The following is a 22,908-nucleotide window of genomic DNA, read 5'->3' as shown; positions in this document are numbered from 1 at the left end:
CGCCCAATATAGAGAGCGCGAACGGAGACCGACCCCATGACCGCCTCTGCCCTCGAACGCGCGGAGCGCCGCAAGGCCTGGGTCTTTGCCCTGCCGGCGCTTCTCTGGACGGGCTTCTTCTTCCTCGTGCCCTTCGCCTACATGGCCGCGATCAGCTTCTGGACGCGGCAGGGGCGGGAGATCGTCGCGACCTGGACGCTGGACAACTACATCGCCTTCTTCGAGAAGGCGCATCTCTTCAAGGGGCTGGTCGTCTCGCTGGAGATCACGGCGGCCGTCACCGTCATCTCCGTGCTGCTCGCCTATCCGCTCGCCTGGATCATCGCCGAGCGGGTGCCGAAGAAATGGCAGCGTTTTGCCCTCGTCATGGCGATCCTGCCTTTCTGGACCTCCTATGTCGTGCGCTCCTATTCCTGGCTGCTGGTGCTCTCCAAGGGCGGTGTCGTCAACCAGGCGCTTCTCGCCCTCGGCATCATCGCCGAGCCGCTGGAACTGTCGGCAAACCGTACCGGCACGATCATCGGCTTCGTGCATTTCTTCGTCATGCTGCTGACGCTGACGATCTATGCCAACCTCATCCAGCTTTCGCCGAACTATCGCCGCGCGGCGGCAGACCTTGGCGCGAACGCCTTCCAGACATTCTGGCATGTCGTGCTGCCGCTGACGCTGCCCGGCATCATGGTCGGCGCGTTCCTGACCTTCGTCCTGTGCATCGGCGACTACATCACGCCGCAGATCCTCGGCGGCAACAACGAGCTGGTCCTGCCGCAGGTCATCATGCTGCAGCTCGGCCGGCGGGCGGATTTCCCGATGGCGGCCGCGCTCTCGCTGGTGCTGATGGTCGTCGTCACGCTCGCCTACATCGCCTGCGCGCGCTGGCTGAAGATGGAGAGGACCTGACCATGCGGCATCTCACTACGGCGCTTGCCGCGCTCTATGCCGGCCTTCTCTATCTCTTCATCTTCCTGCCCGTCGTCGTGCTCGTGCTCTTTTCTTTCCAGGACGGCACGCTGCCCGTGCCGCCGCTGAACGGCCTGACGCTGCGCTGGTACGAGGCGGTCTTTTCCGACGGCAAGCTGATGGCCGCCCTCGGCAACTCGCTCGTCGTCGCCGTCGTCTCCTCGGCGATCGCCTGCCTGCTCGGCTTCCTCGCCGCCTATGCCTTCGCGCGCTACACGCTCCCCGCCTCCGCCCTCCTGCGCGGCCTCATCGTCGCGCCGATGACAGTGAGCACGCTGATCATCGGCCTCGGCCTGCTTTCGGTGCTGAACCTCACGGGCCTGCGCCTCTCGCTCGTCACGGTCGGCATCGGCCATGTGGTGATCAACCTGCCGCTCTGCTTTGCCATCATCTATGCCTCGATGGGCGGGCACCAGGTGAACATCGAGCGGGCGGCGCGCGATCTCGGCGCGAGGGACTGGCAGGTCATGCTGCTCGTCACGGCCCCCATGCTGCTGCCGTCGATCCTTGCGGCCTTCTTCCTCTCCGTCACCTTCAGCTGGGACGAGTTCATCGTCGCCTTCCTCCTGTCGCGCTTCGACGTGACGCTGCCGGTCGAGATCTGGAGCATGCTGCGCTCCGGCCTCGATCCCAGGACCAATGCCATCGGCTCCGTCGTCTTCCTCATCTCGGTCGCGTTCCTCATCGTCATGGAACTCGCCGTCTTCCGCAAAACCGGGAAATCCTCATGACCGCCGACGTCTCCATCCGCAATGCCACGAAGGTCTTCGGTGCTTTCCGGGCGCTCGACGACGTCTCGCTCGATATCGCCGCGGGCGAGTTCATCGTGCTGCTCGGCCCCTCCGGCTGCGGCAAGACCACCCTGCTCTCCATCCTCGGCGGCTTCGTCGAACCGACCTCGGGCACGATCGCGATCGGCGGGCGCGACATGACGCACGTCTCCCCCGCGAAACGGCCGACGACCACGATGTTCCAGGACTATGCGCTCTTCCCGCATATGTGCCTGCGCGACAATGTCGGCTTCGGGTTGCGCATGCGCGGCATGGGCAAGGCGGAACGCTACGAGAAGGCGTTTTCCTATCTCGATCTCGTCGGTCTCAGGGCCTCCTCGGCGAAGAAGCCGCACGAACTGTCGGGCGGCCAGCGGCAGCGTGTAGCGCTTGCCCGGGCGCTGGCGGTCGATCCCGACGTGCTGCTGCTCGACGAGCCGCTCGGGGCGCTCGACCTGAAGCTGCGCCGCCAGATGCAGGACGAGCTGAAGGCCATCCAGAAGCGCGTCGGCACGACCTTCGTGCACGTCACCCACGACCAGGAGGAGGCGATGGCGATCGCCGACCGCATCGTCGTGATGAACAAGGGCCGCATCGAGGATGTCGGCACGCCCGCCTCGATCTACATGCGGCCGCGCTCGCTGTTTTCCGCCGGCTTCATGGGCGAGGTGAATTTCCTGCCCGCCAGGATGCGCGGCGCGGCGGCCAACGAGGCGGAAGTGGAAACCGCCCTCGGCCGGGTCGCCCTGCCCGCGTCCGCCTTCGTGTCCGGCGTGCCGGCTGCGGGCCGCGACGTCACGCTCTGCATCCGCCCGGAACATTTCCGCGGTGCCGGTGCGTCGGTGCCGACCGTCTCGCTCGGGCGCGGCCGCATCACCGGCAGCGCCTTCTTCGGCACGCATCACCGCTGCCATGTCGCGGCGGACGGCACGGTGCTCACCGCCCACCTGCCGCAGACCGACAATCCGGAGGTCGGCACGGAGCTTGACCTTCGGCTGAAGGCGGATAGCATCGTCGTGCTTCAGGACGGAGCGGGAGTTTGAGGGTCACATGCAGCGCATCCGCCCGGAGGATTGGTACAGCGTGCGTCGCCTCGACGACGGCGTGACCGCTATAAGCGAGCCCTATATCCAGGAATTCTACCGCTGCAATGTCTGGCATGTGCGCGGCCGCGACCGGGACATGCTGGTCGACAGCGGCATGGGCGTCGTCTCCTTGCGCGAATGGGTGCCGCTCGTCACCGAGCGCGACCTGATCGCCGTGGCGAGCCATACGCATTTCGACCATATCGGCTGCCATCACGAATTCGAGTGCCGGGCCGTGCACGCCGCCGAGGCCGATCTCCTCGCCAGCCCGACACGACAGAACACGCTCGCAGACCCCTATGTCACCGACGAAATCTTCGATGCGCTGCCGCCCGAGCCCTATTGCTCGAAGTGCTATGCGGTGAAGAAGGCGCCGGCGACGCGGATCCTGGAGGACGGCGACGTCATCGATCTCGGCGACCGGCGGTTCGAGGTCATCCACACGCCGGGCCACTCCCCGGGGGGTATTGCGCTCCACGAGAAGGCGACCGAAATTCTCTTCTCGGGCGACATCGTCTACGATGGCCCGCTGATCGAGGATACCTACCATTCCGACGCGGCGGACTATCTCGCCTCGATGGAGCGCCTCCTGACCCTGCCGGTGCGGCTGGTGCATGGCGGCCATTTTCCAAGTTTCGGTGGCGATCGCTACCGCCAGCTCATCCGGGGCTGGCTCGATGAAAAACAGAAGTGACGGGAGAAAAGCATGCTCGACAAGCGCAAGTTCTACATCGACGGCCAGTGGGTGGACCCGCTGAAGCCCAACGACCTTCCGGTGATCAACCCGGCGACGGAACAGCCGATCGCGGTCATCTCCATGGGCACCGCCGCCGATATCGACCGCGCCGTTGCCGCTGCCAAGAAGGCTTTCGCGACCTACAGCCAGACCAGCGTCGAGGAGCGCCTGGCGCTGCTCGAAAAGCTGCTCGAGATCTACAAGCGCCGCTATGAGGAGATGGCGCGCACCATCACGCAGGAGCTCGGCGCGCCGATCACCATGAGCACCGAGCAGCAGGCAGATGTCGGCGTCGGCCACCTGCAGGGCTTCATCGACGGGCTGAAGCGGCTGAAGAGCCGCGAGGTGCTGGCGAACGGCGACGTGGTGCGCCGCGAGCCGATCGGCGTCTGCGGCCTCATCACGCCCTGGAACTGGCCGATCAACCAGATCGCGCTGAAGGTGGTTCCGGCGCTGGCGACGGGCTCGACCTGCGTGCTGAAGCCGTCCGAATTCACCCCGCTCAACGCCCTTCTCTATGCGGAGATGGTGCATGAGGCAGGCTTCCCGGCCGGCACGTTCAACCTCGTCAACGGCGACGGTCCCGAATGCGGCGCGGCGCTTTCCAGGCACAGGGACGTCGACATGATGTCCTTTACCGGCTCCACCCGTGCCGGCATCGCCGTCAGCAAGGACGCGGCCGATACGGTCAAGCGCGTGACGCTGGAGCTCGGCGGCAAGTCGCCGAACCTCGTCTTCGCCGATGCGGACCTCGAAGACCGCGTCGCCGGCAGCGTGCGCGAGTGCTTCAACAATTCCGGCCAGTCCTGCGATGCGCCGACCCGCATGCTGGTCGAGCGCTCGGTCTATGACAAGGTGGTCGAGATCGCCGAGCGTACGGGGAAGGAAGCCAAGGTCGGCAATCCGGAGGAGGAAGGCGAGCATATCGGCCCGCTCGTCTCGCACATCCAGTTCGGCCGCGTGCAGGCGCTGATCGAGGCGGGCGTTGCCGAGGGCGCGCGCGTGCTGGTCGGCGGCCCGGGCAAGCCGGAGGGCTTCGAGACCGGCTACTTCGTCAAGCCGACGATCTTCGCCGACGTCAACAACGACATGCGCATCGCGCGCGAGGAAGTGTTCGGCCCGGTGCTCTCGATCATGCCCTTCGACACGGAAGAAGAGGCGATCGCGATCGCCAACGACACCGCCTACGGCCTTGCCGCCTATCTCCAGACCGGCGATCCGGAGCGCGCCGAGCGCGTCGCCGCCCGCCTTCGCGCCGGCATGGTGCACATCAACGGGGGGCCGCACCGCTACGGCAGCCCGTTCGGCGGCTACAAGCAGTCCGGTAACGGCCGCGAGGGCGGTCTCTTCGGCCTGGAGGATTTCCTCGAGGTGAAGACGGTGCACCGGCCGGACGCGGCCTGAGGCGCGCGGCGGCGCCCACAAAGAAAGACGTCATCCTCGGGCTTGACCCGAGGATCCACCGGCGTGACCGGAGCGTGGATGGTCGGGTCAAGCCCGACCATGACGGAGGAGAGGCTGGGTGAGTATTGCCGGCTGAGAAAGCGGGTGGGCTTTGGCATTGCGGGGTGCCGAAAGGGCGCCGTCTTTTCACATGCCCCAAACTTTTCCTCTAAATTAGCGCTGCCCGTCTGGTTGAAGCGGAGGCGGTCTGATAGCTCGCTGCCACGACTGATATCCGGACCGCCGCCTTGTCGCCGATTACCGCCTCCCCGAAAAGCCGCCTTGCCCTGATCGCCCTCCTCGCCGGCGGGGTCGCCATCGGCGGTTCGCCGATCTTCGTGCGCCTCTCCGAAATCGGGCCGATGGCGACGGCCTTCTGGCGCGTCGCGCTGGCCCTGCTGCCGTTCGTGCTGCTCTGGCGGGCGACGAAGCAGGGCGAGGAGCGGCCGGCGGGGCCGCGCGACCACCTCTTCCTGCTGCTGCCGGGCGTGTTCCTCGCCGCCGACCTTGCCGCCTGGCACCTGTCGCTGCACATGACCTCCGTCGCCAATGCGACGCTCCTGGCCAATCTGGCGCCGGTCTTCGTGACGCTCGGCTCCTGGCTGCTCTTTCGCACGCGCATCACGCCGGTCTTCCTGGCGGGCCTCGGGCTGGCGCTGATCGGCGTGCTCGTCCTGAAGGGCGGGCCGTCGGCGCTCGGCGGCGGGCAACTCGCCGGCGATGCGACGTCCATCGTCGCGGCCTTCTTCTACGCCTGCTACATGCTGTCGCTCGGCCATGTCCGCTCGCGGTTCTCCACGCTGCGCATCATGGTCTGGACGACCCTTTCCGCGGTCATCTGCATCCTGCCTGTCGCATTGTTCTTCGAGGTCGACATGGTGCCCGCCACGCTCTTCGGCTGGGCCATGCTGTTCGGCCTTGCCTTCATCAGCCATGTCGGCGGGCAGGGCCTCGTCACCTATGCGCTCGCCTATCTGCCGACGGCCTTCTCCTCGCTGACGCTGCTGCTGCAGCCGGTCGTCGCCGCCATCCTCGCCTGGATCGTGCTCGCCGAGCCCGTCGGTGCGATGCAGGCGGTCGGCGGGGCGATCGTGCTTGCCGGCATCCTCGTCGCCCGCCGCGGATAGCGTTCGGCCTCCGGCCTGTCCGGCGACCGGATATGGTTAGTGATTGTGCCGCGGCGGCGTCTGGGCGATCCCGCGGAAATCGGCCGCGCCGTCGATGACCGCGCCGTCCGAGAGCTGGGTGACGGTCCTGCGGTAGATCCGCTGCCAGGGCGTCGCATCGGCCGGCACCGGCGGAATGCCGTCCGCCTTGCGCCGTTCGATCTCCGCCGCCTCCACCAGCATGTCGCACCGCCCCTGCGTGAGGTCGATGCGGATGACGTCGCCGGTGCGCAGGAAGGCGAGACCGCCGCCGGCGGCGCTTTCCGGCGAGGCGTTGAGGATCGACGGGCTGTCCGCCGTACCGGACTGGCGCCCGTCGCCGATCGTCGGCAGGCTGGTGATGCCGCGCTTGAGCAGATGGTCCGGCGGCTGCATGTTGACCACCTCGGCCGAGCCCGGCCAGCCGAGCGGCCCCGCGCCGCGGATGACGAGGATGGTGCGCTCGTCAATGCCGAGCGCCGGATCGTTGATGCGCCTGTGGTAGTCCTCCGAGCCGTCGAAGACAACCGCCCTCCCCTCGAAGATGCCCTCGCGGCCCGGCTCGCTCAGGTAGCGCGCGCGGAATTCCTGCGAGATGACCGAGGTCTTCATGATGGCGAAGTCGAAGAGGTTGCCCTTCAGGACGAGGAATCCCGCCCGCTCCCTCAGCGGCTCGCCATAGGGGCGGATGACCTCGCGGTCGCTGGCCGCGCGCCCTTCGAGGTTTTCCGCCATGCTGCGCCCCGTCACGGTCGGACAGTCGCCGTCGAGCTTTCCCGCATCGAGCAGCTCGCGCATGATCGCCGGCACGCCGCCGGCCCGGTGGAAGCGTTCGCCGAGGAAACGGCCGGCCGGCTGCACGTCGGCAAGCAGCGGGATGTCGTAGCCGTGCACCTGCCAGTCCTCGGGTTCCAGCTCCACGCCGGCATGTTTCGCCATCGCCATCAGATGCGGCTGGGCGTTGGTCGAGCCGCCGATGGCCGAGTTGACGCGGATCGCGTTGAGGAAGGCCTTCCGCGTCAGGATCGACGAGGGGCGGATATCCTCCAGCACCAGCTCCACCGCGCGCCGGCCGGTGCGATAGGCCATCTGGCCGCGTTCGCGGTACGCGGCGGGGATGGCCGCGCAGCCGGTCAGCGACATGCCGAGCGCCTCGGCGAGTGCGTTCATCGTCGAGGCGGTGCCCATCGTGTTGCAATGGCCGATGGAGGGTGCCGAGTCCATTGCCGACTGCAGGAATTCCTCCTCGTCGATCGTGCCGGCGGCGAGCTTGCGGCGCGCGCGCCAGATCACCGTGCCGGAGCCGACGAGGTCGCCCTCGTGCCAGCCGTCGAGCATCGGTCCGCCGGAGAGCACGATCGCGGGAATATCGACCGTGGAGGCGGCCATCAGCGCCGAGGGCGTGGTCTTGTCGCAGCCCGTCGTCAGGACGACGCCGTCGAGCGGGTAGCCGTAGAGGATCTCGACGAGGCCGAGATAGGCGAGGTTGCGGTCGAGCGCCGCCGTCGGCCGCTTGCAGTTCTCGAAGATCGGGTGGGTCGGGAATTCGATCGGGATGCCGCCGGCATCGCGGATGCCGTCGCGCACGCGCCGGGCGAGCTCGACATGGTGGCGGTTGCAGGGGGTCAGGTCGCTGCCGCTCTGGGCGATGCCGATCACCGGCTTGCCGGACCGCAGCTCCTCCGGCGTGATGCCGTAGTTCATGAAGCGCTCGAGATAGAGTGCCGCCATGTCGACATGCTCGCGGTTGTCGAACCAGTCCTGAGAGCGCAGCCGCCGTTTGCCCATCTTTTCGTCCGTCATGAAATGAACCTCGCCAAGAATATCGAGGCGCACTCTTCCACCGCCGCCTCGTGCAATCAACCGGCCGGCGATGCAGTGCGTTGCTTTATGCAGCTATCAATATTGCTGACTGGATCGGCCGGGCGGAATGTGTCACAGCCCTTCCATCTCAGTTCCCGGGTTCCCGTCATGACCGACATCACCGCCTCCTCCCCCGCTACGGGCACCGCCCGCCTCGGCGTGCTCCTGATGCTGCTCGGCATGGTGATGTTCTCGCTGAACGACGTGCTCGGCAAATGGCTCGTCGCGACCTATTCCGTCGGCCAGCTCATGCTGATCCGCAGCCTCGCCGCGATGGTGGTGCTCGCGCCGTTCTTCTGGAAGGTCGGCTGGCGCCGGCTAGTGGACGTAGAGCGGCCGAAGCTGCATCTCCTGCGGTCCGGCCTCTTCGCCTTCGAGGCCTCCGGCTTCTACTTCGCCGTCGCCTACATGCCGCTTGCCGACGCCATGACCTACTGGCTCGCCGCGCCGATCTACGTCGCCGCCATGTCGCCGCTTCTGCTCGGCGAAAAGGTGGGCTGGCGGCGCTGGACGGCGATCATCGTCGGCTTCGTCGGCGTGGTGATCGCGCTGGAGCCGTCGAAGGACACGTTCACCCTGCCGGCCCTCATCGCGCTTGCCGGCAGCCTCGCCTTCAGCTTCGCCATGGTGCTCGGCCGCACGCTGCGCGCGGCGCCGGACACGACGCTGGTCTTCTGGCAGGTGGCGGGCGCGGCGATCTTCGCCGGCGTCTGGTGCCTTGCCGACCCGACCGGCTGGGCGCCGGTCAGCGGCGTCGATTTCGGCCTCCTCAGCCTGCTCGGCATCGTGGCGATGAGCGCGCACATGCTGGTCAACCGCTCGCTGAAGCTGGCGGATGCGGCGACCGTCGTGCCGCTGCAATATTCGCTGCTGCTCTGGGCCGTCATCTTCGGCTGGATGTTCTTCGGCGACGCGCCGCGCCCGGCCATGCTGGTCGGCGCCGGCTTCATCGTCGCCTCCGGCCTCTTCATCTTCTTCCGCGAGCAGCATCTGAAGCGCCGCGGCCGCGCCTGAGCGGCCGACCCGTCACAGCGGCAGTTCCGTTGTGTATTTCACGCTCTTCAGCGCGAAATGCGAGGAGGAGTTTGCCACCGCCTCATGCGTCAGGATCGCCTGCATCAGCAATTGTTCGTAATCCCGCACGTCCTTGACCACGACGCGGATCAGGTAATCCCATTCGCCGGACATGGAATAGCATTCCAGCACCTCCTCATGGGTCTGCACGAAACGCTCGAAATCGCGCCGGGCCCCCGGATCGTGCGATTTCATGCGCACCTGGCAGAAGACGTTGAGGCCGCGGCCGATGCGGTCGGGATCGAGCAGCCGCACGGTCGGGCCGAGCACGCCAGCCTCCTCCAGCGCCTTGATGCGCCGCCAGCAGGAGGCGCTGGAAGCGCCCACCTCTTCGGCGAGCGCCGCATGGCTGATGTCGCCCCGCCGCTGCAGCACCTTCAGGATCTTCTTGTCGATGGCGTCAAGCTGAATGGAACTCATCGGAAATCCCATGAATGTGATGGGTATGTTTCATTTCTATCGCAAAAAACCACCTGTTTGAAACGATTTTTCGGCTGAAGCGGCCTATACTTTCCACCATTGTATATCTGCGGGAGGAAACCATGGCGCAGGTCGCACTCAAAACCGTCGTCAGGTCCGCTGCCAGGAATGCGCCGGACGATACCGTCGACTGGAAGCGCGTCGCCTATCTCTTGCATCTGTCGCGCGCGCTGGACGAGATGGAGGAAACCCGTCTCGTGCCGGAAAAGAAGGTGCTCTACCAGTTTTCCGCGCGCGGCCACGACATGGCGCAGATCATGCTCGGCTGCCTGCTGACCGACCGGCATGACGCGACCTGCGGCTATTACCGCTCCCGCCCGCTGCTGCTTTCGCTCGGCGTCGATCCCGCGGATGCGCTCGGTTCCGCCATGGGCCGGGCCGGCGGCTATTCCGACGGGCGCGACATCGGCGTCGTCTTCAACCATCCGAACCGCGACGGCGCCTCCGCCCTGCCGATGTGCGGCGGCGTCGGGGCGCAGTATACGCCGACGGCCGGCTGGGCACAGGCGGTGAAATATTATGCCGAGACGCTGGGCAAGACGGACTACGAACGGAGCATCGCCGTGGTGCTCGGCGGCGACGGCTCGGTCGCCTCGAACGGCTTCTGGTCGGCGCTGACCATCGCCACCACGCAGACCCTGCCGATGCTGTTCTACATCGAGGACAACGGCTACGGCATCTCCGTTCCCTCGACGATCCAGACGCCCGGCGGCAATATCGCGGCCAACCTTTCCGGCTGGCAGAACCTGACGATCTTCGAGGGCGACGGCACCGATCCGGCCGCTGCCGCCCGGCTGACCGCCGCTGCGGTCGAGCATGTGCGCGAGGCGCGCGCGCCGGCGCTGCTGCGCCTTACCGTGCCGCGCCTTCAGGGCCACAGTTTCCAGGATACGCAGGCCTACAAGAGCGAGGCGGTCGTGCGCAGCGAATGGGCGCGGGACCCGCTGCCGCGCCTGAAGGACTATGTCGTGCCGGCCGTGCTCAGCGAGGCGGAATGGGTGGCGGCCGATGCGGATGCAAGAAAGGCGGCGGAAACCGCGCGCATTGCTGCCGAGGCCCGCCCGGCCGCCGTTCCCGAGACGGTGACGCGGCATGTCTTCTTCGAGGGCGAGGTGCAGGTGATGGGCGGGCAGGTGTGCCATGGCTACACGCCGCCGCAAACCACCACGGTGGCGGCATCTGAAGGCCAGCGCATCAACATGGTCACCGCCATCCGCCGCACGCTCGACCACGAGCTTTCGATCAACGAGCGCGTCGTGCTGTTCGGCGAGGATATCGGCCTCAAGGGGGGCGTGCATGCGGTCACGCTCGGCCTCCAGGAAAAGTTCGGCCGCGCGCGGGTGTTCGATACGTCGCTCTCGGAGGAAGGCATTGTCGGCCGGGCGGTGGGCATGGCGCTGGCGGGGCTGATGCCGGTGCCGGAGATCCAGTTCCGCAAATATGCCGAGCCCGCCACCGAGCAGATCAACGATTGCGGCACGATCCGCTGGCGCACCAACAACCGCTTTGCCGCGCCGATGGTGCTGCGCATGCCCGGCGGCTATTTCAAATGCGGCGACCCCTGGCACAGCCAGACGAACGAGGTGGCCTTCGTGCACCAGCCCGGCTGGAAGGTGGCCGTCCCCTCCAATGCCGCCGATGCGGTCGGGCTGCTGCGCACCGGCCTTCGCGGCAACGATCCGGTGATCTTCTTCGAGCACCGCGCCATGCTGGATCATGCCTGGGCGCGGCGGCCCTATCCGGGCGACGATTTCGCGTTGCCCTTCGGCAAGGCGAGTTTCACGCGCCGCGGCGAGGCGATCACGCTTGTCACCTGGGGCGCCATGGTGCATCGCTGCGAGGACGCGGCGGAGGGTGTTTCCGCCGATGTCATCGACCTGCGCACCCTGATGCCTTGGGACAGGGAGGCGGTGCTGTCCTCCGTCCGGCGCACGCGCCGCTGCCTCATCGTGCACGAGGATCTCGGCACCGCCGGCTTCGGCGCGGAGATCGCCGCCGTCGTTGCCGACGAGGCCTTCATGGATCTCGATGCGCCCGTCTCGCGGCTGACGATGCCCGACATTCCGAGCCCGCACAATCCGGTCCTGCTCGACTGGGCGGTGCCCTCGGCGGGGCGGATCCGGGCCAAGATCGATGCCCTGCTGGAGTTCTGAACGATGGCGGGGGTGATGATCGACGTTCTCGCGCCTGTCGAGCAGGAGGGCACCAAGGCGGTCGTGCGCAACTGGCTGAAGGCGGTGGGCGAGAGGGTGGCGCCCGACGATCCGCTCGTGGAGCTCGAAACCGACAAGGTGACGCAGGAGATCCCCGCCCCCGTCGCCGGCATCCTTAGCGAGATCCTGATGCAGGGCGGCGAAAAGGCCGAACCCGGCGCCGTGCTCGGCCGGATCCGGCAGGAAGAGGCTGCAGCCTCCGAGCCCGTTGTCGCTGCCGCCCGGCCGGAACCCAGGAGGATGCCGGCGGCCGCGGCCCATTATTCACCGGCCGTGCGGCGTGCGGCGGAGGAATACGGCATCGACCCCGCGACGGTAGACGGCTCCGGCAAGGGCGGGCGGGTGACGCGGGCCGACATGGATGCCGCGCACGAGGCGGCGCGCGGGGCGCGGCCTTCGCCGGAGCCCGTCACGCCATCCAGGCCGGAGACGACGCCTGTCGAAGGAGGCTCGCGGGCGATCCGGCATTCGCCGATGCGGCTTGCCATCGCCGAGCACATGCAGATGTCCGTCTCCACCACGCCGCATGTCACGGCGGTGTTCGAGGCGGATTTCACCGCCGTCATGCGGCACCGCGAGATGAACCGGCAGGCCTTTGCCGCGTCCGGCGTGCCGCTCTCCTACACGGCCTACATCGTCTCGGCCTGCGTGGCGGCGATGAAGGCGGTGCCGGAGGTCAACAGCCGCTGGTTCGATGACCGCCTTGAGGTGTTCGACGACGTCAATATCGGCATCGGCACGGCGCTCGGCAATGACGGGCTGGTGGTGCCCGTCATCCGCGCGGCGCAGGACCTTTCGCTTTCAGGCATCGCGGCGCGCTTGCAGGACCTCACGGCCCGCGCCCGGGCGAAGACGCTGACGCCGGCCGACATGCGCGGCGGCACCTTCACCATCTCCAACCACGGTGTCTCCGGCTCGCTTCTCGCCACGCCCATCATCATCAACCAGCCGCAATCGGCGATCCTCGGCGTCGGCAAGCTGGAAAAGCGCGTGGTGGTGCGCGAGGTCGACGGCATCGATACGATCCAGATCCGGCCCATGGCCTATGTCTCGCTGACCATCGACCACCGCGCGCTCGACGGCCACCAGACCAATACATGGCTCACCCGCTTCGTCGCGGCGCTGGAAGGCTGGCCGCAATGAATGTTTCCGGCGACTATGACGTGCTGGTGATCGGCGGCGGTCCCGGCGGCTATGCCTGTGCGATCCGCGCTGCGCAACTCGGCCTGAAGGCGGCCTGCGTCGAGGCGCGGCCGACGCTCGGCGGCACCTGCCTCAATGTCGGCTGCATTCCCTCCAAGACGCTGCTGCATGCGACGCATCTGCTGGAGCTCGCCCGCGATGGCCATATGGCCGGCTTCGGCATCGACACCGGGCCGGTCTCCATCGACCTCGCACGGCTGATGGCGCGCAAGGAGGCGACCGTCGCCTCGCTGGCGGGCGGCATCGATTTCCTGTTCCGCAAGAACGGCGTCGCCCGCCTGCCGGGGCGCGCGCGCCTTGCCGGGCCGGGGCGCGTCGATATCGACGGCAGGATGTTCGCCGCGTCGGCGATCGTCATTGCCACGGGCTCGCTGCCGGCGGCGCTGGCCGGCGTGCCGGCGGACAACGAAGCCGGGGTCGTGGTCGATTCGTCCGGCGCGCTGTCCCTCCCCCGCATACCCGAACGGCTCGCCGTCATCGGCGGCGGGGTGATCGGCCTTGAGCTGGGCTCGGTCTGGCGGCGTCTTGGCGCTCAAGTGACGATCGTGGAAGTGGCCGACGGCATCCTGCCCGGCATGGATGCCGATATCCGCGCGACGATGACGCAGCTCCTGGCGCGCCAGGGCATGACGATCCTCGCCTCGACCGCCGTTGCCAGTGCCGATATCCGCGAGGACGGCGCCACCCTGCAGCTGAAGGGGGCGGACGGCAAGGCGTCGGCGCTGGCGGCCGACGTCGTGCTGGTCGCCACGGGGCGGCGGCCGAACACGGGCGATCTCGGGCTGGAGACGGTCGGCATCACCCCGGATGCGGGCGGTTTCATACCGGTCGATGCGTGTGGGCGGACGGGAGCGGACGGGATCCACGCGATCGGCGACGTGACGCGCGGGCCCATGCTGGCCCACCGGGCGGAGGACGAGGGCATCGCCGTTGCCGAGCGGCTCGCCGGCCGGCCCGGCATGGTCAATCCCGCCATCGTCCCGGTGGTCGTCTACACCGATCCGGAGGTGGCTTCCGTCGGCCGGACCGAGCAGATGCTGACGGCGGAGGGGATCGCCTATCACGCCTCGACCTTCCCGATGAGCGCCAACAGCCGGGCGAAGGCGAGCGGCGGCACGGAGGGGTTCGTCAAGCTGCTGGCAGAGGAGGCGAGCGGCGTCGTGCTCGGCGCCCATATGGTCGGGACGATGGCCGGCACGATGATCGCCGAGGTCGCCCAGGCGATGGAGTTCGGCGCGACGGCGGAGGATATCGCCTATACCTGCCACGCCCACCCGACGCACAGCGAGGCGGTCAAGGAGGCCGCCCTCGGCTTTTTCGGAGCGGCCATTCATCGTTGAGCGACGGCGCGGTCCTTGCCGAAAGCGTGCGGCGGCACGGCGAAATTTTCGGGAGGCGATCGCCTTGGTTCGTGATACCGTACGGTCCGCCGACGGGATCGTCGCGTGAAAATCAATCTATACAATCTCTATAGAATGTGATCTTTTTGACCGGTTAAGCCTGTGCGCCCTGAAACGCCAATCCGCGAGGAGCAGACGACATGGGTATGATTTCATCAGCGCTCGACCGTCCGTCGCGAACCGCCGCCGTCATCGGCAGCGAAGACGAGGCGTTGACCGTTGCCGGCACGATTGCCGGCATTTTCGCGAACGGGGATGCGGCGCAGACAGCGCAGGCCCGTCTCGATCTCCTCTCCCGTTCCGGCCTGTTCGGCATCTCCGTGCCGACCGAGCACGGCGGCATCGACGTTTCCAACACCGTGCTCGCGGATGTCTGTGCCGCCGCCGCCGCGCAGTCGACAACGCTGGCCGATATCCTGGCCGCCCATTTCGTGGCGCTGGAGCAGCTGCGCAGCTACGGCACGGACGGCCACCGCTCCGTGGTGTTTTCCGCCGCCCTTGCCGGTGCCCGGCTCTGCCGGGCGACAGCCCGGCGCAACGGGCAGGATGCCGACGCCCTGCCGCTTGCCGCAAGCGGCCTTGCCTGGCGTCTGAGCGGCGAAGCGCTCTGTACGCCCTGCACCCGCCATGCGGACTGGCTGCTCGTGCCGGCGCGTAGCGACGGCGGCCGGATGGCGGGCGTCCTGCTGGCGACGCGCATCGAGGGCCTGCACTATGTCGCCAACAGTTGCGAGCCGGTGGACAGGGCCGCCCCCTCCGCCGAGCACGTTCTCTTCAAGGACGTTGCCGTCGATGCGGACGCGGTGCTGCATCCGCCCGTCGAGGCGGCGGTGCCGCAGTCGCTCGAGCTTCTTCTCGAAGCCGCCCGGCAGCTCGGCGGCGGCCGGCGTGCATTCGAGCGCCGGCTGGCCTCAGACCACGACGATACCCGCGATATCGGGCTGCTGTCCGCCCGTCTCGCCGCCGCGCAGGCCATGATGGCCGAAGCCGGTCGCGCCATCGACGCGGCCCAGATCGGCCTTGCGGACCAGCACCGGACGAACGCCTTCCTCGCCGCCACCGCCGCCCTCGCCGTGGCGCACGAGGCCGCGGGCCATGTGCGCATGGCGGCGGACCGGAACGCGCAGCCGGCAGACTTGCCGCCGTCTCTGGCCGCCGCCCTGCGGGAAAGCGGCAGGCTGCGGCGCCAGGGGCATCCGCATCCGCCGGAGCAGGAAGGCTGAGGCACGTTGCGGAACGGCGTGCGGCGGTTTTGCAGCAGCCCCTCCGTGTGCTCGCGGCTCCCCATGAATCGCGAGACGTCCATCGCCTATGGAGGGAAAGCGCTGCCCCATCCCCTTCTCCCCTGCGAGGAGAAGGTGCCGGCAGGCGGATGAAGGGGGGGCTGAAGGCGCAACCGAACCGTCCGAGCCACCCCCTCATCCGACCCTTCGGGCCACCTTCTCCCCGCGGGGGAGAAGGAAGGAGCGGCAAAGTTGAATTCCATATGCGATTGCCCTCACGGATCGAGGGACGTCGCCCGCGCGATGCGAAAGGCTACCGTTTCGGTATCGTCTGAATGGGCGCCCGATGGCTTGGCACGATCTGGCGGAAGGTTCACCGTCGATGCGAGCGCCGCGAGGAAAAAGTTCCCCGCCCTGCCGCTGCAGCCCGGTCCGGTCGAGGGCGGTGAAAGCGCGCGGTTTATCCGACGCGCTTTTCCAGCTCTTCCTCTTCGATCATCGCGCTGGCACCGGGCACGGCGACGAACTGTTCGAGGGTCATCGTGTCGAGGATGGCGGCGATGGCGTCGCGCACGTCGGTCATGGCGCGGCGGACCTGACAGGCTTCCGGATCGGCGCAGTCCTCGCAGGCTTCATAGGCCGTGCGGCTCGCGCAACGGATCGGCGCCAAGGGACCGTCGAGCACGCGGATGGCGTGGCCGATGCGGATCTCCGACGCGGGATGCGAGAGCGAATAGCCGCCGCCCGGCCCCTTCTTGGAGCGAAGCATGCCGGCATTGCGCAGTTCCAGGAGGATCGTGTCGAGGAACTTCTTCGGAATGTTGTTGCGAAGCGCGATCTCGCTGACGAAAGCGGTTTGGCCAGGCGCCAGCCGGGCCAGGTCCACCAGGGCCTTCAGTCCATATTTTCCCTTTTTCGTCAGCATGTCGGCCTGCTTTCCATCAGCATATGTGCATCACCGGATATGCCCGGCTGCGCGAACGCGCATCGCGTCCCGCTCGGTTTCCGTCCGTCGTCCTCGGGAAGATCGATCGGTTCACCCATGACGGGTGATTCTGGCTCATTCTTGGCACCGAAGTGCGAAAAACATATAAAAACAATGTAATTTATTTATCAGCGTTACGGCAAGGAAATTGGGTATTTTTGCCAAGCGCTTATGCGGTTTTTCCGCCCGGGCGTGCCCATTTGGCACCATTTTTTGCTTCGATGGGCCTTTTCTGCCCGTCCTTCGTTTTGCGGAGCCTTGCGCTGACTTTCGGCGGGCATGCGACTCGTTTCAATCACACTGCCGGAAAACGCAAAACCAATCGCAAAGACGCCGCCAAATTGAGGCGAATATTTCTCTACTAAATTTATTGAATATATAGCCTTGAATCATCGGCCCGCGGCAGATCCCGGGCGACGGATTTTTGAGGAGAGACCCATGAGCACGACCCGCAGAACCCTGCTTGCCGCGACGGCCGCCCTTGCCCTTGCCGCATCCTTCACCACCGCTTTTGCCGAGGAGGTGACGCTGAACATCGGCTACCAGCCGATCGTAGAGCCCTCCCGCGTGCCGCAGGCCGACGGCACCTACGAGAAGGTGACGGGCGCCAAGATCAACTGGCAGAAATTCGACGGCGGCGCCGACGTGATCGCCGCCATCGCGTCGGGCTCGCTGGATATCGGCTATGTCGGCTCCTCGCCGCTGGCCGCCGCCTCCAGCCGCGAGCTGCCGATCGAGACGATCTTCGTCGTCGGCCTCATCAGCGAGGCCGAGGCGCTTGCCGTGAAATCCATCGAGAAGCCGGAGGATCTTGCCGGCAAGAAGATTGCGACGCCTTTCGTCTCCACCGCGCATTACAGCCTGCTGACGGCGCTGAAGCACTGGAAGGTCGATCCCAAGTCGGTGGAAATCCTCAACCTGCGTCCGCCGGAAATCGCGGCCGCCTGGGAGCGCGGCGACATCGACGGCGCCTATGTCTGGGATCCGGTGCTGGCGCAGCTGAAGAAGAGCGGCACGGTGCTCGCCACCTCGGCGGACGTCGCCGAATGGGGCGGCCCGACCTTCGACGCCTGGATCGTCAGCAAGACATTCGCCGAGGCGCATCCGGATGTCGTGACGGCCTTCGTGAAGGTGACGGGCGATGCGACGGCGGCCTATCGCGCCAATCCCGAGGACTGGAACGCCGCCTCGCCGGAAGCCGAGAAGATCGCGCGCCTGACCGGGGCCAAGCAGGACGAGGTGCCGGCGCTCCTCAAGGGCTACATCTTCCCGACGCTGGAAGAGCAGGCCGGCGAGGCGCTGCTCGGCGGCGGCACGGTGAAGGCGGTGGCCGATACGTCGGCCTTCCTGCTGGAGCAGGGCAAGATCCCGGCCGCGCTCTCCGACTACACGCCCTACGTCTCCACCCGCTGGGTGACGGACGCGACGAAGCTCGCCTACTGATCGGGCGAAACAATCCTGCGGCGGAAGGGCCCGGCAGCGTGATCCGCGCTGTCGGGCCATTGCCCGCCAGAGCAATTCCAGCAGAAGTGCGAAGCGGTTTTGCACCCGGAATTGCGGAAAAACAAAAGGTTGGAGTGTTTTCGCGCTTCGGGAAGCGGAACGTTCCAAGTGGCTCCACGCTCCTGGAGGTTTCATGAGCACGCTGACATTCCGCAATGTTTCGCTGCGTTATCCGCCGAGGGCGGGCCGCGCCGGCGCCGGCGAAAAACTGGTCCTCGACGGCATCAACCTGCAGGTCGCCTCGCACGAGCTGGTCGCCGTCATCGGGCGCTCCGGCTCCGGCAAGACGAGCCTGCTCAATCTCGCCGCCGGTTTCCTGGAACCGACCGCCGGCACCATTACCGTGGACGGCGTGCCCGTCGACGGGCCGAGCGCCGACCGCGCGGTCGTCTTCCAGGACGATGCGCTCTATCCCTGGCTCGACGCCAGGGACAATATCGCCCTTCCCTTCAAGCTGAAGGGCGTGCCGCTTGCCGAGCGCCGCGCGCGGGCGGAGCAGCTTCTCGCCCGCGTCGGCCTTGCGGATGCCGGCGACCGGCGCATCTGGGAGCTCTCCGGCGGCATGCGCCAGCGGGTCGGCATTGCGCGGGCGCTGGCCGCCGAACCGCGTTTCCTGTTGCTCGACGAGCCGCTCGGCGCGCTCGACGCCCTCACCCGCACGCGCATGCAGGAGTTCCTGCTGCGCATCAAGGCGGAAAGCGGGGCGGGCGCGCTGCTCATCACGCACAGCATCGAGGAGGCGCTGCTGCTCGGCACGCGCATCGTCGTGCTGTCGCCCAATCCGGGCCGCCTGACCGCCGAGATCGAGGCGGACTTCAATGCCGAAGTGTTGAACGGCGCCTCGGTCGCCGCCGTGAAGGCCTCGCCGATCTTCAAGCGCATGCATGCCGGCCTGACCGGCCTTATCCACGCCTCCGCGGAAGAGGAGATCGCCGCATGACACTTTCGACCGACATCGAGACCCTGCCGCAGGTGGCGGAAAAGGGGGAGGCGGAACGCCCGCTGAAAGCGCGGCCGCTGCCGGTCGCCGTCATCTCGGCCATCACCATCGGCGTGATCATCGCCGCCTGGGGGCTCGCCTCCGCCTATGCCCTCGTCTCGCCGGTCTTCCTGCCCTCGCCGCGCCAGGTCGTGCTCGCCCTCTACAATCTCGTCGTCACGGGCTTCGTCGATGCGACGCTGGCCGAGCATGTCGGCGCCAGCCTCTATCGCATCTTCGGCGCCCTCATCGCCTCCATCCTCATCGGCATTCCTGCCGGCATCGCCATCGGCACAAGCCGTCTCGGCCGCGGCATTCTCGACCCGATCGTGGAATTCCTGCGGCCGCTGCCGCCCCTCGCCTACCTGCCGCTGATCATCATCTGGGTCGGCATCGGCGAAGCCTCGAAGATCACGGTGATCGCGCTTTCCATGCTGCCCTCGATCATCCTGTCGACCTCAGCCGGCGTGCGCGGGGTCTCGAAGGACCATGTCAATGCCGCCCGTTCGCTCGGGGCGAGCCGGCGGCAGGTGCTGCGCGAGGTGGTGCTGCCGAGCGCCGTGCCGTCGATCCTCACCGGCGTGCGCATCGCGCTCGGCGCGGGCTGGACGACGCTGGTGGCGGCCGAACTGGTGGCCGCGACGAGCGGCATCGGCTTCATGATCCAGTCGGCGGCGCAGTTCCTCGTTACCGACATCGTGATCGCCGGCATCGTCGTCATCGCGCTGATCGCCATCCTGCTGGAATATGTCGCCCGGCAGATCGAGCGGCGCCTGGTGCCCTGGGCGGCGCATCGTTGAGGGATCGGGCGAGGCACGAAATCGAGACGGCCGCTTCGTGATTTGGAAGGGGTGCCGCCGGTTTGGTGACATGCATCGCCCCATCCGCCAATCGTCATCCTCGGGCTTGACCCGAGGATCCACGCGTCACGGTACATGTTGAGTTTGTGGCATGGCTCCTCGGGTCAAGCCCGAGGATGACGGAGGAGGACTTGGCCGCCCTCTGGCCTCATCCGCGATGATCGAGACGGGCCGTCAGGCGGTCGCCCAGCCACTGGATGCCGCAGACGAGCACGATCAGCACGGCGACCACAGCCACCATCACCGAGGTCTCGAAGCGCTGGTAGCCGTAGCGGATGGCCAGGTCGCCGAGGCCGCCCGCGCCGATGGCGCCGGCCATGGCGGAGGCGCCGATCAGCGTGACGAGCGTGACGGTGAAGCCCGCGACGATGCCGGGCAGCGCTTCGGGGATCAGCACCTCGCGCACGATGGTCCAGCGGTTGCCGCCCATCGCCCGCACCGCCTCGATCAGGCCGCGATCGACTTCACGCAGGGAAACCTCGGCGATGCGCGCATAGTAGGGCGTCGCGGCGATGGCGAGCGGCACGATGGCCGCCCAGGTGCCGATCGACGTGCCGACGATAAAACGCGTGACCGGAATGAGCGCCACCAGCAGGATGATGAAGGGCACGGAACGGAAACCGTTGATGACGGCGCCCAGCACACGGTTGATCCAGAGGTTTTCCGCAATGCCGCCGCGCGCGGTGGCGACCAGCGCAAGGCCGAGCGGCAGGCCGAAGACGAGCGAGATGACGCCGGAGGCGGCCGTCATGACGACGGTTTCCCACAGCGAGCGGACGAGAAGTTCAAGCATGACCGGCGACATGGCCGAGGACCTCCACCTGCGCGCCGAAGCGCTCTGCCAGGGTTGTGAAACGCGCGGCGGCCTCGGCCGGCACGGCGATGAAGAAACGGCCGACCGCCTGTTCCTGGATATGGTCGACGCCGCCATGGACCAGCCGGTAGCCATCCGGAAGTTCGGCGGAAAGCTGCTGGAAGAGCGGGCCGGTGGCCGCGGGGCCGGCAATGTCGACGCCAAGGATGGCCTCGCCTGTTACGTCCGCGACAAGCTTACGGGTGATATGGGTGGGCAGCTGCGGGCGAATGCCGCTGAGCAGGCTCTTCGTCGTCTGCGCCTGCGGCATCGCGAAGACCTGCCAGACCGGCCCCTCCTCGACGATGCGGCCGGCATCGAGCACCGTCACGCGGTCGGCGATGGAGCGCACCACCTCCATCTCGTGGGTGATGAGCAGGATGGTGAGACCGAGCTTGCGGTTGATGTCCTTCAGCAGCGTGAGGATCGCGCGGGTCGTTTCCGGGTCGAGGGCCGAGGTCGCCTCGTCGGAAAGCAGCAGCGCCGGGCTTGCGGCGAGCGCCCGGGCAATGCCGACGCGCTGCTTCTGGCCGCCGGATAGCTCCGACGGATAGGCCTTCGCCTTGCCCTTGAGGCCGACGAGGTCGATGAGTTCGGCCGCGCGCGCCAGACGCTTCGCCTTCGTCCAGCCCTCGATCTTCAGCGGCAGGGCGACATTCTCCTCGACGGTCTTGGCCGAGAGCAGGTTGAAATGCTGGAAGATCATGCCGATGCGGCGGCGCAGCGGCTGCAGCTCGGCCTCGCCAAGGCCGGTGATCTCGCGGCCTTCGATCGCGATGCTGCCGCTGTCCGGCCGTTCGAGGCCGTTGAGGCAGCGGATGAGCGTCGACTTGCCCGCGCCGCTGCGGCCGATGATGCCGAGGATCTCGCCGCGGCGCACCGTGAGCGAAACGCCGTCCAGCGCCGCGGTCGCGCCGAAGCGGCGGCGCACGTCGGCAAGACGGACGACATCGTCTTCCCGCGCGGCGGCCTCGGCCAGCTGTCTTGTCACATGGGTGTTCATTTGCGGTTCCATTCCGGAAACGGCGAGACAGCCCGCGGCGGCCGGAGGCGCATCGCGAGCTGTCTTGCTGGTTGGATGGCGGCCTTAGTAGGCGCTGATGCCCGTGCCCTTGTAGACCCGGTCGAACTCCGCCTTCACGACATCGTTCTGGTAGGCTTCGACCAGCGGCTTGACCCAGGGCTCGTCCTTCGATTCCTCGCGCACGGCGATGAAGTTGCGGTACGGGTTATCGTCGACCGGCTCCTGCGCGATGCGGTTTTCCGGGGTGAGACCGCTCTTCAGCGCCCAGTCGGTGTTGACGATCGCCGCGTCGAGGTCATCGACCGAGCGACCGACGATGCCGGCATCGAGTTCCTTGATCTCGAGGTTCTTCGGGTTTTCGGCGATGTCGGCGATCGTGGCGAGGATGCCGGTGCCGTCCTTCAGCTTGATCAGGCCTTCGTTCTGGAGAACGCGCAGCGCCCGGCCCTCGTTGGACGGGTCGTTCGGCACGCCGATGGCGGCGCCGTCCGGAAGGTCGGCGACCTTGGCGTGCTTCTTGGAGTAGAGGCCGATCGGCCAGACGGCCGTGTAGCCGACCGGAACGATCTTGTAGCCGTGCTGCTGGACCTGGTTTTCCAGATAGGGAAGATGCTGGAAGGCGTTGGCATCGATCTCGCCGCGGGCAAGCGCCTCGTTCGGCTGGGTATAGTCGTTGAAGACGACCGCCTCGATGGTGAGGCCCTTCTTGGCGGCTTCCGCGATCACGACGCGCCAGACATCCTCGTCCTCGCCGGAGATGATGCCGACCTTCAGCTCCTTCTTGTCCTCGGCAAGGCCGGGTGCGGGAAGCGAGAAGGTGGAGACGGCGGCGGCTGCCACCGCAAGGGCCGCAAGGGCGGCGCGGCGGGTGAAGAGAGTGCTTGCGAGAAGTTTCTTGTTGGTTTTCGACATGCTGGCCTGCTTTCGCGATTGGGAGGATCGGCTGCGAAACATCGCTGTTTCTGCCCGTAAAATCGCAAATGCCGCTTTTGTGGACAACGAATGGCGGTTTGTTGGGCAGGCGGAAACGGAAATTTTCGCTCCGGGAAATCGAGGCGAGGCGGAAAATATTTTCTACTGAAATTGTGAACTATGCCGGATGCCCAACG

Annotated in this window: 21 protein-coding genes; 15 read left to right on the top strand and 6 right to left on the bottom strand. The window is 67.1% G+C overall.

Translation table 11 applies throughout. From position 1 onward, the window contains the following. Positions 1-36 precede the first annotated feature (36 nt). The 6 genes from AABQ55_RS24980 to AABQ55_RS24950 all read left to right on the top strand — a co-directional run bounded on the left by AABQ55_RS24980 (position 37) and on the right by AABQ55_RS24950 (position 6,121). Positions 37-900 carry an ABC transporter permease gene (locus AABQ55_RS24980; RefSeq protein ID WP_272808107.1) on the top strand — a complete coding sequence of 288 codons (864 nt, stop codon included), beginning with the start codon at positions 37-39 and terminating at the stop codon, positions 898-900. A gap of 2 nt (positions 901-902) precedes the next feature. Continuing rightward, positions 903-1,691 carry an ABC transporter permease gene (locus tag AABQ55_RS24975; protein WP_206362236.1) on the top strand — a complete coding sequence of 263 codons (789 nt, stop codon included), beginning with the start codon at positions 903-905 and terminating at the stop codon, positions 1,689-1,691. After that, positions 1,688-2,773 (top strand): ABC transporter ATP-binding protein, encoded by a 1,086-nt coding sequence (locus AABQ55_RS37800; RefSeq protein WP_353851138.1) that lies wholly within the window; start codon positions 1,688-1,690, stop codon positions 2,771-2,773. Before AABQ55_RS24975 ends, AABQ55_RS37800 begins: the two co-directional genes overlap by 4 nt. Positions 2,774-2,780: 7 nt before the next feature. After that, on the top strand, positions 2,781-3,509 hold the full coding sequence (locus tag AABQ55_RS24960; RefSeq protein WP_272808108.1) for an MBL fold metallo-hydrolase: 729 nt from the start codon (positions 2,781-2,783) through the stop codon (positions 3,507-3,509). Positions 3,510-3,521: 12 nt separating this feature from the next. Next, a complete protein-coding gene (locus AABQ55_RS24955; protein ID WP_272808109.1) occupies positions 3,522-4,955 on the top strand; it encodes an aldehyde dehydrogenase family protein in 1,434 nt (477 codons plus the stop codon). A 272-nt stretch (positions 4,956-5,227) separates the two neighbouring features. Next, entirely contained in the window at positions 5,228-6,121 is an 894-nt protein-coding gene (locus AABQ55_RS24950) for a DMT family transporter (RefSeq protein ID WP_443021193.1), read from the top strand. A 36-nt stretch (positions 6,122-6,157) separates the two neighbouring features. On the opposite strand, the gene AABQ55_RS24945 is transcribed toward AABQ55_RS24950, so the two are convergent. Further along, positions 6,158-7,942 (bottom strand): IlvD/Edd family dehydratase, encoded by a 1,785-nt coding sequence (locus tag AABQ55_RS24945; protein ID WP_272808111.1) that lies wholly within the window; start codon positions 7,940-7,942, stop codon positions 6,158-6,160. Positions 7,943-8,110: 168 nt separating this feature from the next. On the opposite strand from AABQ55_RS24945, the gene AABQ55_RS24940 reads away from it, so the two are divergent. Then, positions 8,111-9,016, top strand: coding sequence for a DMT family transporter (locus AABQ55_RS24940; protein WP_272808112.1), 906 nt, complete (start codon positions 8,111-8,113; stop codon positions 9,014-9,016). A 12-nt stretch (positions 9,017-9,028) separates the two neighbouring features. Here the strand turns inward: AABQ55_RS24940 and AABQ55_RS24935 are convergent, their stop codons facing one another. Further along, a complete protein-coding gene (locus tag AABQ55_RS24935; protein ID WP_272808113.1) occupies positions 9,029-9,496 on the bottom strand; it encodes an Lrp/AsnC family transcriptional regulator in 468 nt (155 codons plus the stop codon). A 122-nt stretch (positions 9,497-9,618) separates the two neighbouring features. Here AABQ55_RS24935 and AABQ55_RS24930 point away from each other — a divergent pair, with 122 nt between their 5' ends. The 4 genes from AABQ55_RS24930 (at position 9,619) to AABQ55_RS24915 (ending at position 15,595) form a co-directional block, all read left to right on the top strand. Next, positions 9,619-11,709: a transketolase C-terminal domain-containing protein gene (locus AABQ55_RS24930; protein ID WP_272808114.1), complete on the top strand. Its 2,091-nt coding sequence runs from the start codon at positions 9,619-9,621 to the stop codon at positions 11,707-11,709. 15 nt (positions 11,710-11,724) lie between these two features. Next, on the top strand, positions 11,725-12,912 hold the full coding sequence (locus AABQ55_RS24925) for a dihydrolipoamide acetyltransferase family protein (protein ID WP_272808115.1): 1,188 nt from the start codon (positions 11,725-11,727) through the stop codon (positions 12,910-12,912). Further along, entirely contained in the window at positions 12,909-14,312 is a 1,404-nt protein-coding gene (gene lpdA, locus AABQ55_RS24920; RefSeq protein WP_272808116.1) for a dihydrolipoyl dehydrogenase, read from the top strand. Before AABQ55_RS24925 ends, lpdA begins: the two co-directional genes overlap by 4 nt. Before the next feature lie 200 nt (positions 14,313-14,512). After that, positions 14,513-15,595 (top strand): acyl-CoA dehydrogenase family protein, encoded by a 1,083-nt coding sequence (locus AABQ55_RS24915; RefSeq protein WP_272808117.1) that lies wholly within the window; start codon positions 14,513-14,515, stop codon positions 15,593-15,595. A gap of 460 nt (positions 15,596-16,055) precedes the next feature. Here AABQ55_RS24915 and AABQ55_RS24910 read toward each other — a convergent pair whose 3' ends face one another. Then, positions 16,056-16,520, bottom strand: a complete 465-nt coding sequence (locus AABQ55_RS24910) for an RrF2 family transcriptional regulator (RefSeq protein WP_244766143.1) — start codon at positions 16,518-16,520, stop codon at positions 16,056-16,058. A 498-nt stretch (positions 16,521-17,018) separates the two neighbouring features. Between AABQ55_RS24910 and tauA the strand changes: the two genes are divergently transcribed. The 3 genes from tauA (at position 17,019) to AABQ55_RS24895 (ending at position 19,862) form a co-directional block, all read left to right on the top strand. Beyond that, a complete protein-coding gene (gene tauA, locus AABQ55_RS24905; RefSeq protein ID WP_272808118.1) occupies positions 17,019-18,023 on the top strand; it encodes a taurine ABC transporter substrate-binding protein in 1,005 nt (334 codons plus the stop codon). A gap of 193 nt (positions 18,024-18,216) precedes the next feature. Beyond that, a complete protein-coding gene (locus tag AABQ55_RS24900; RefSeq protein ID WP_272808119.1) occupies positions 18,217-19,023 on the top strand; it encodes a taurine ABC transporter ATP-binding protein in 807 nt (268 codons plus the stop codon). Then, positions 19,020-19,862, top strand: coding sequence for an ABC transporter permease subunit (locus AABQ55_RS24895; RefSeq protein ID WP_272808120.1), 843 nt, complete (start codon positions 19,020-19,022; stop codon positions 19,860-19,862). The genes AABQ55_RS24900 and AABQ55_RS24895 overlap by 4 nt, the downstream gene beginning before the upstream one ends. A 208-nt stretch (positions 19,863-20,070) precedes the next feature. Here AABQ55_RS24895 and AABQ55_RS24890 read toward each other — a convergent pair whose 3' ends face one another. The 3 genes from AABQ55_RS24890 to AABQ55_RS24880 form a co-directional block, all read right to left on the bottom strand. Continuing rightward, entirely contained in the window at positions 20,071-20,727 is a 657-nt protein-coding gene (locus tag AABQ55_RS24890; RefSeq protein ID WP_064332778.1) for a methionine ABC transporter permease, read from the bottom strand. Continuing rightward, complete coding sequence (locus AABQ55_RS24885) at positions 20,708-21,778, bottom strand: methionine ABC transporter ATP-binding protein (RefSeq protein ID WP_272808121.1); 1,071 nt, start codon at positions 21,776-21,778, stop codon at positions 20,708-20,710. Before AABQ55_RS24885 ends, AABQ55_RS24890 begins: the two co-directional genes overlap by 20 nt. Positions 21,779-21,862: 84 nt before the next feature. Then, on the bottom strand, positions 21,863-22,711 hold the full coding sequence (locus tag AABQ55_RS24880) for a MetQ/NlpA family ABC transporter substrate-binding protein (RefSeq protein WP_272808122.1): 849 nt from the start codon (positions 22,709-22,711) through the stop codon (positions 21,863-21,865). Between AABQ55_RS24880 and AABQ55_RS24875 the strand changes: the two genes are divergently transcribed. Then, complete coding sequence (locus AABQ55_RS24875; RefSeq protein ID WP_244766149.1) at positions 22,695-22,880, top strand: hypothetical protein; 186 nt, start codon at positions 22,695-22,697, stop codon at positions 22,878-22,880. The genes AABQ55_RS24880 and AABQ55_RS24875 overlap by 17 nt on opposite strands. The last annotated feature ends 28 nt before the right edge of the window (positions 22,881-22,908 follow it).

Source organism: Shinella sp. WSD5-1, assembly GCF_963942435.1.
GTDB lineage: Bacteria > Pseudomonadota > Alphaproteobacteria > Rhizobiales > Rhizobiaceae > Shinella > Shinella yambaruensis.
This window is presented reverse-complemented; position numbering and strand designations above follow the sequence as displayed.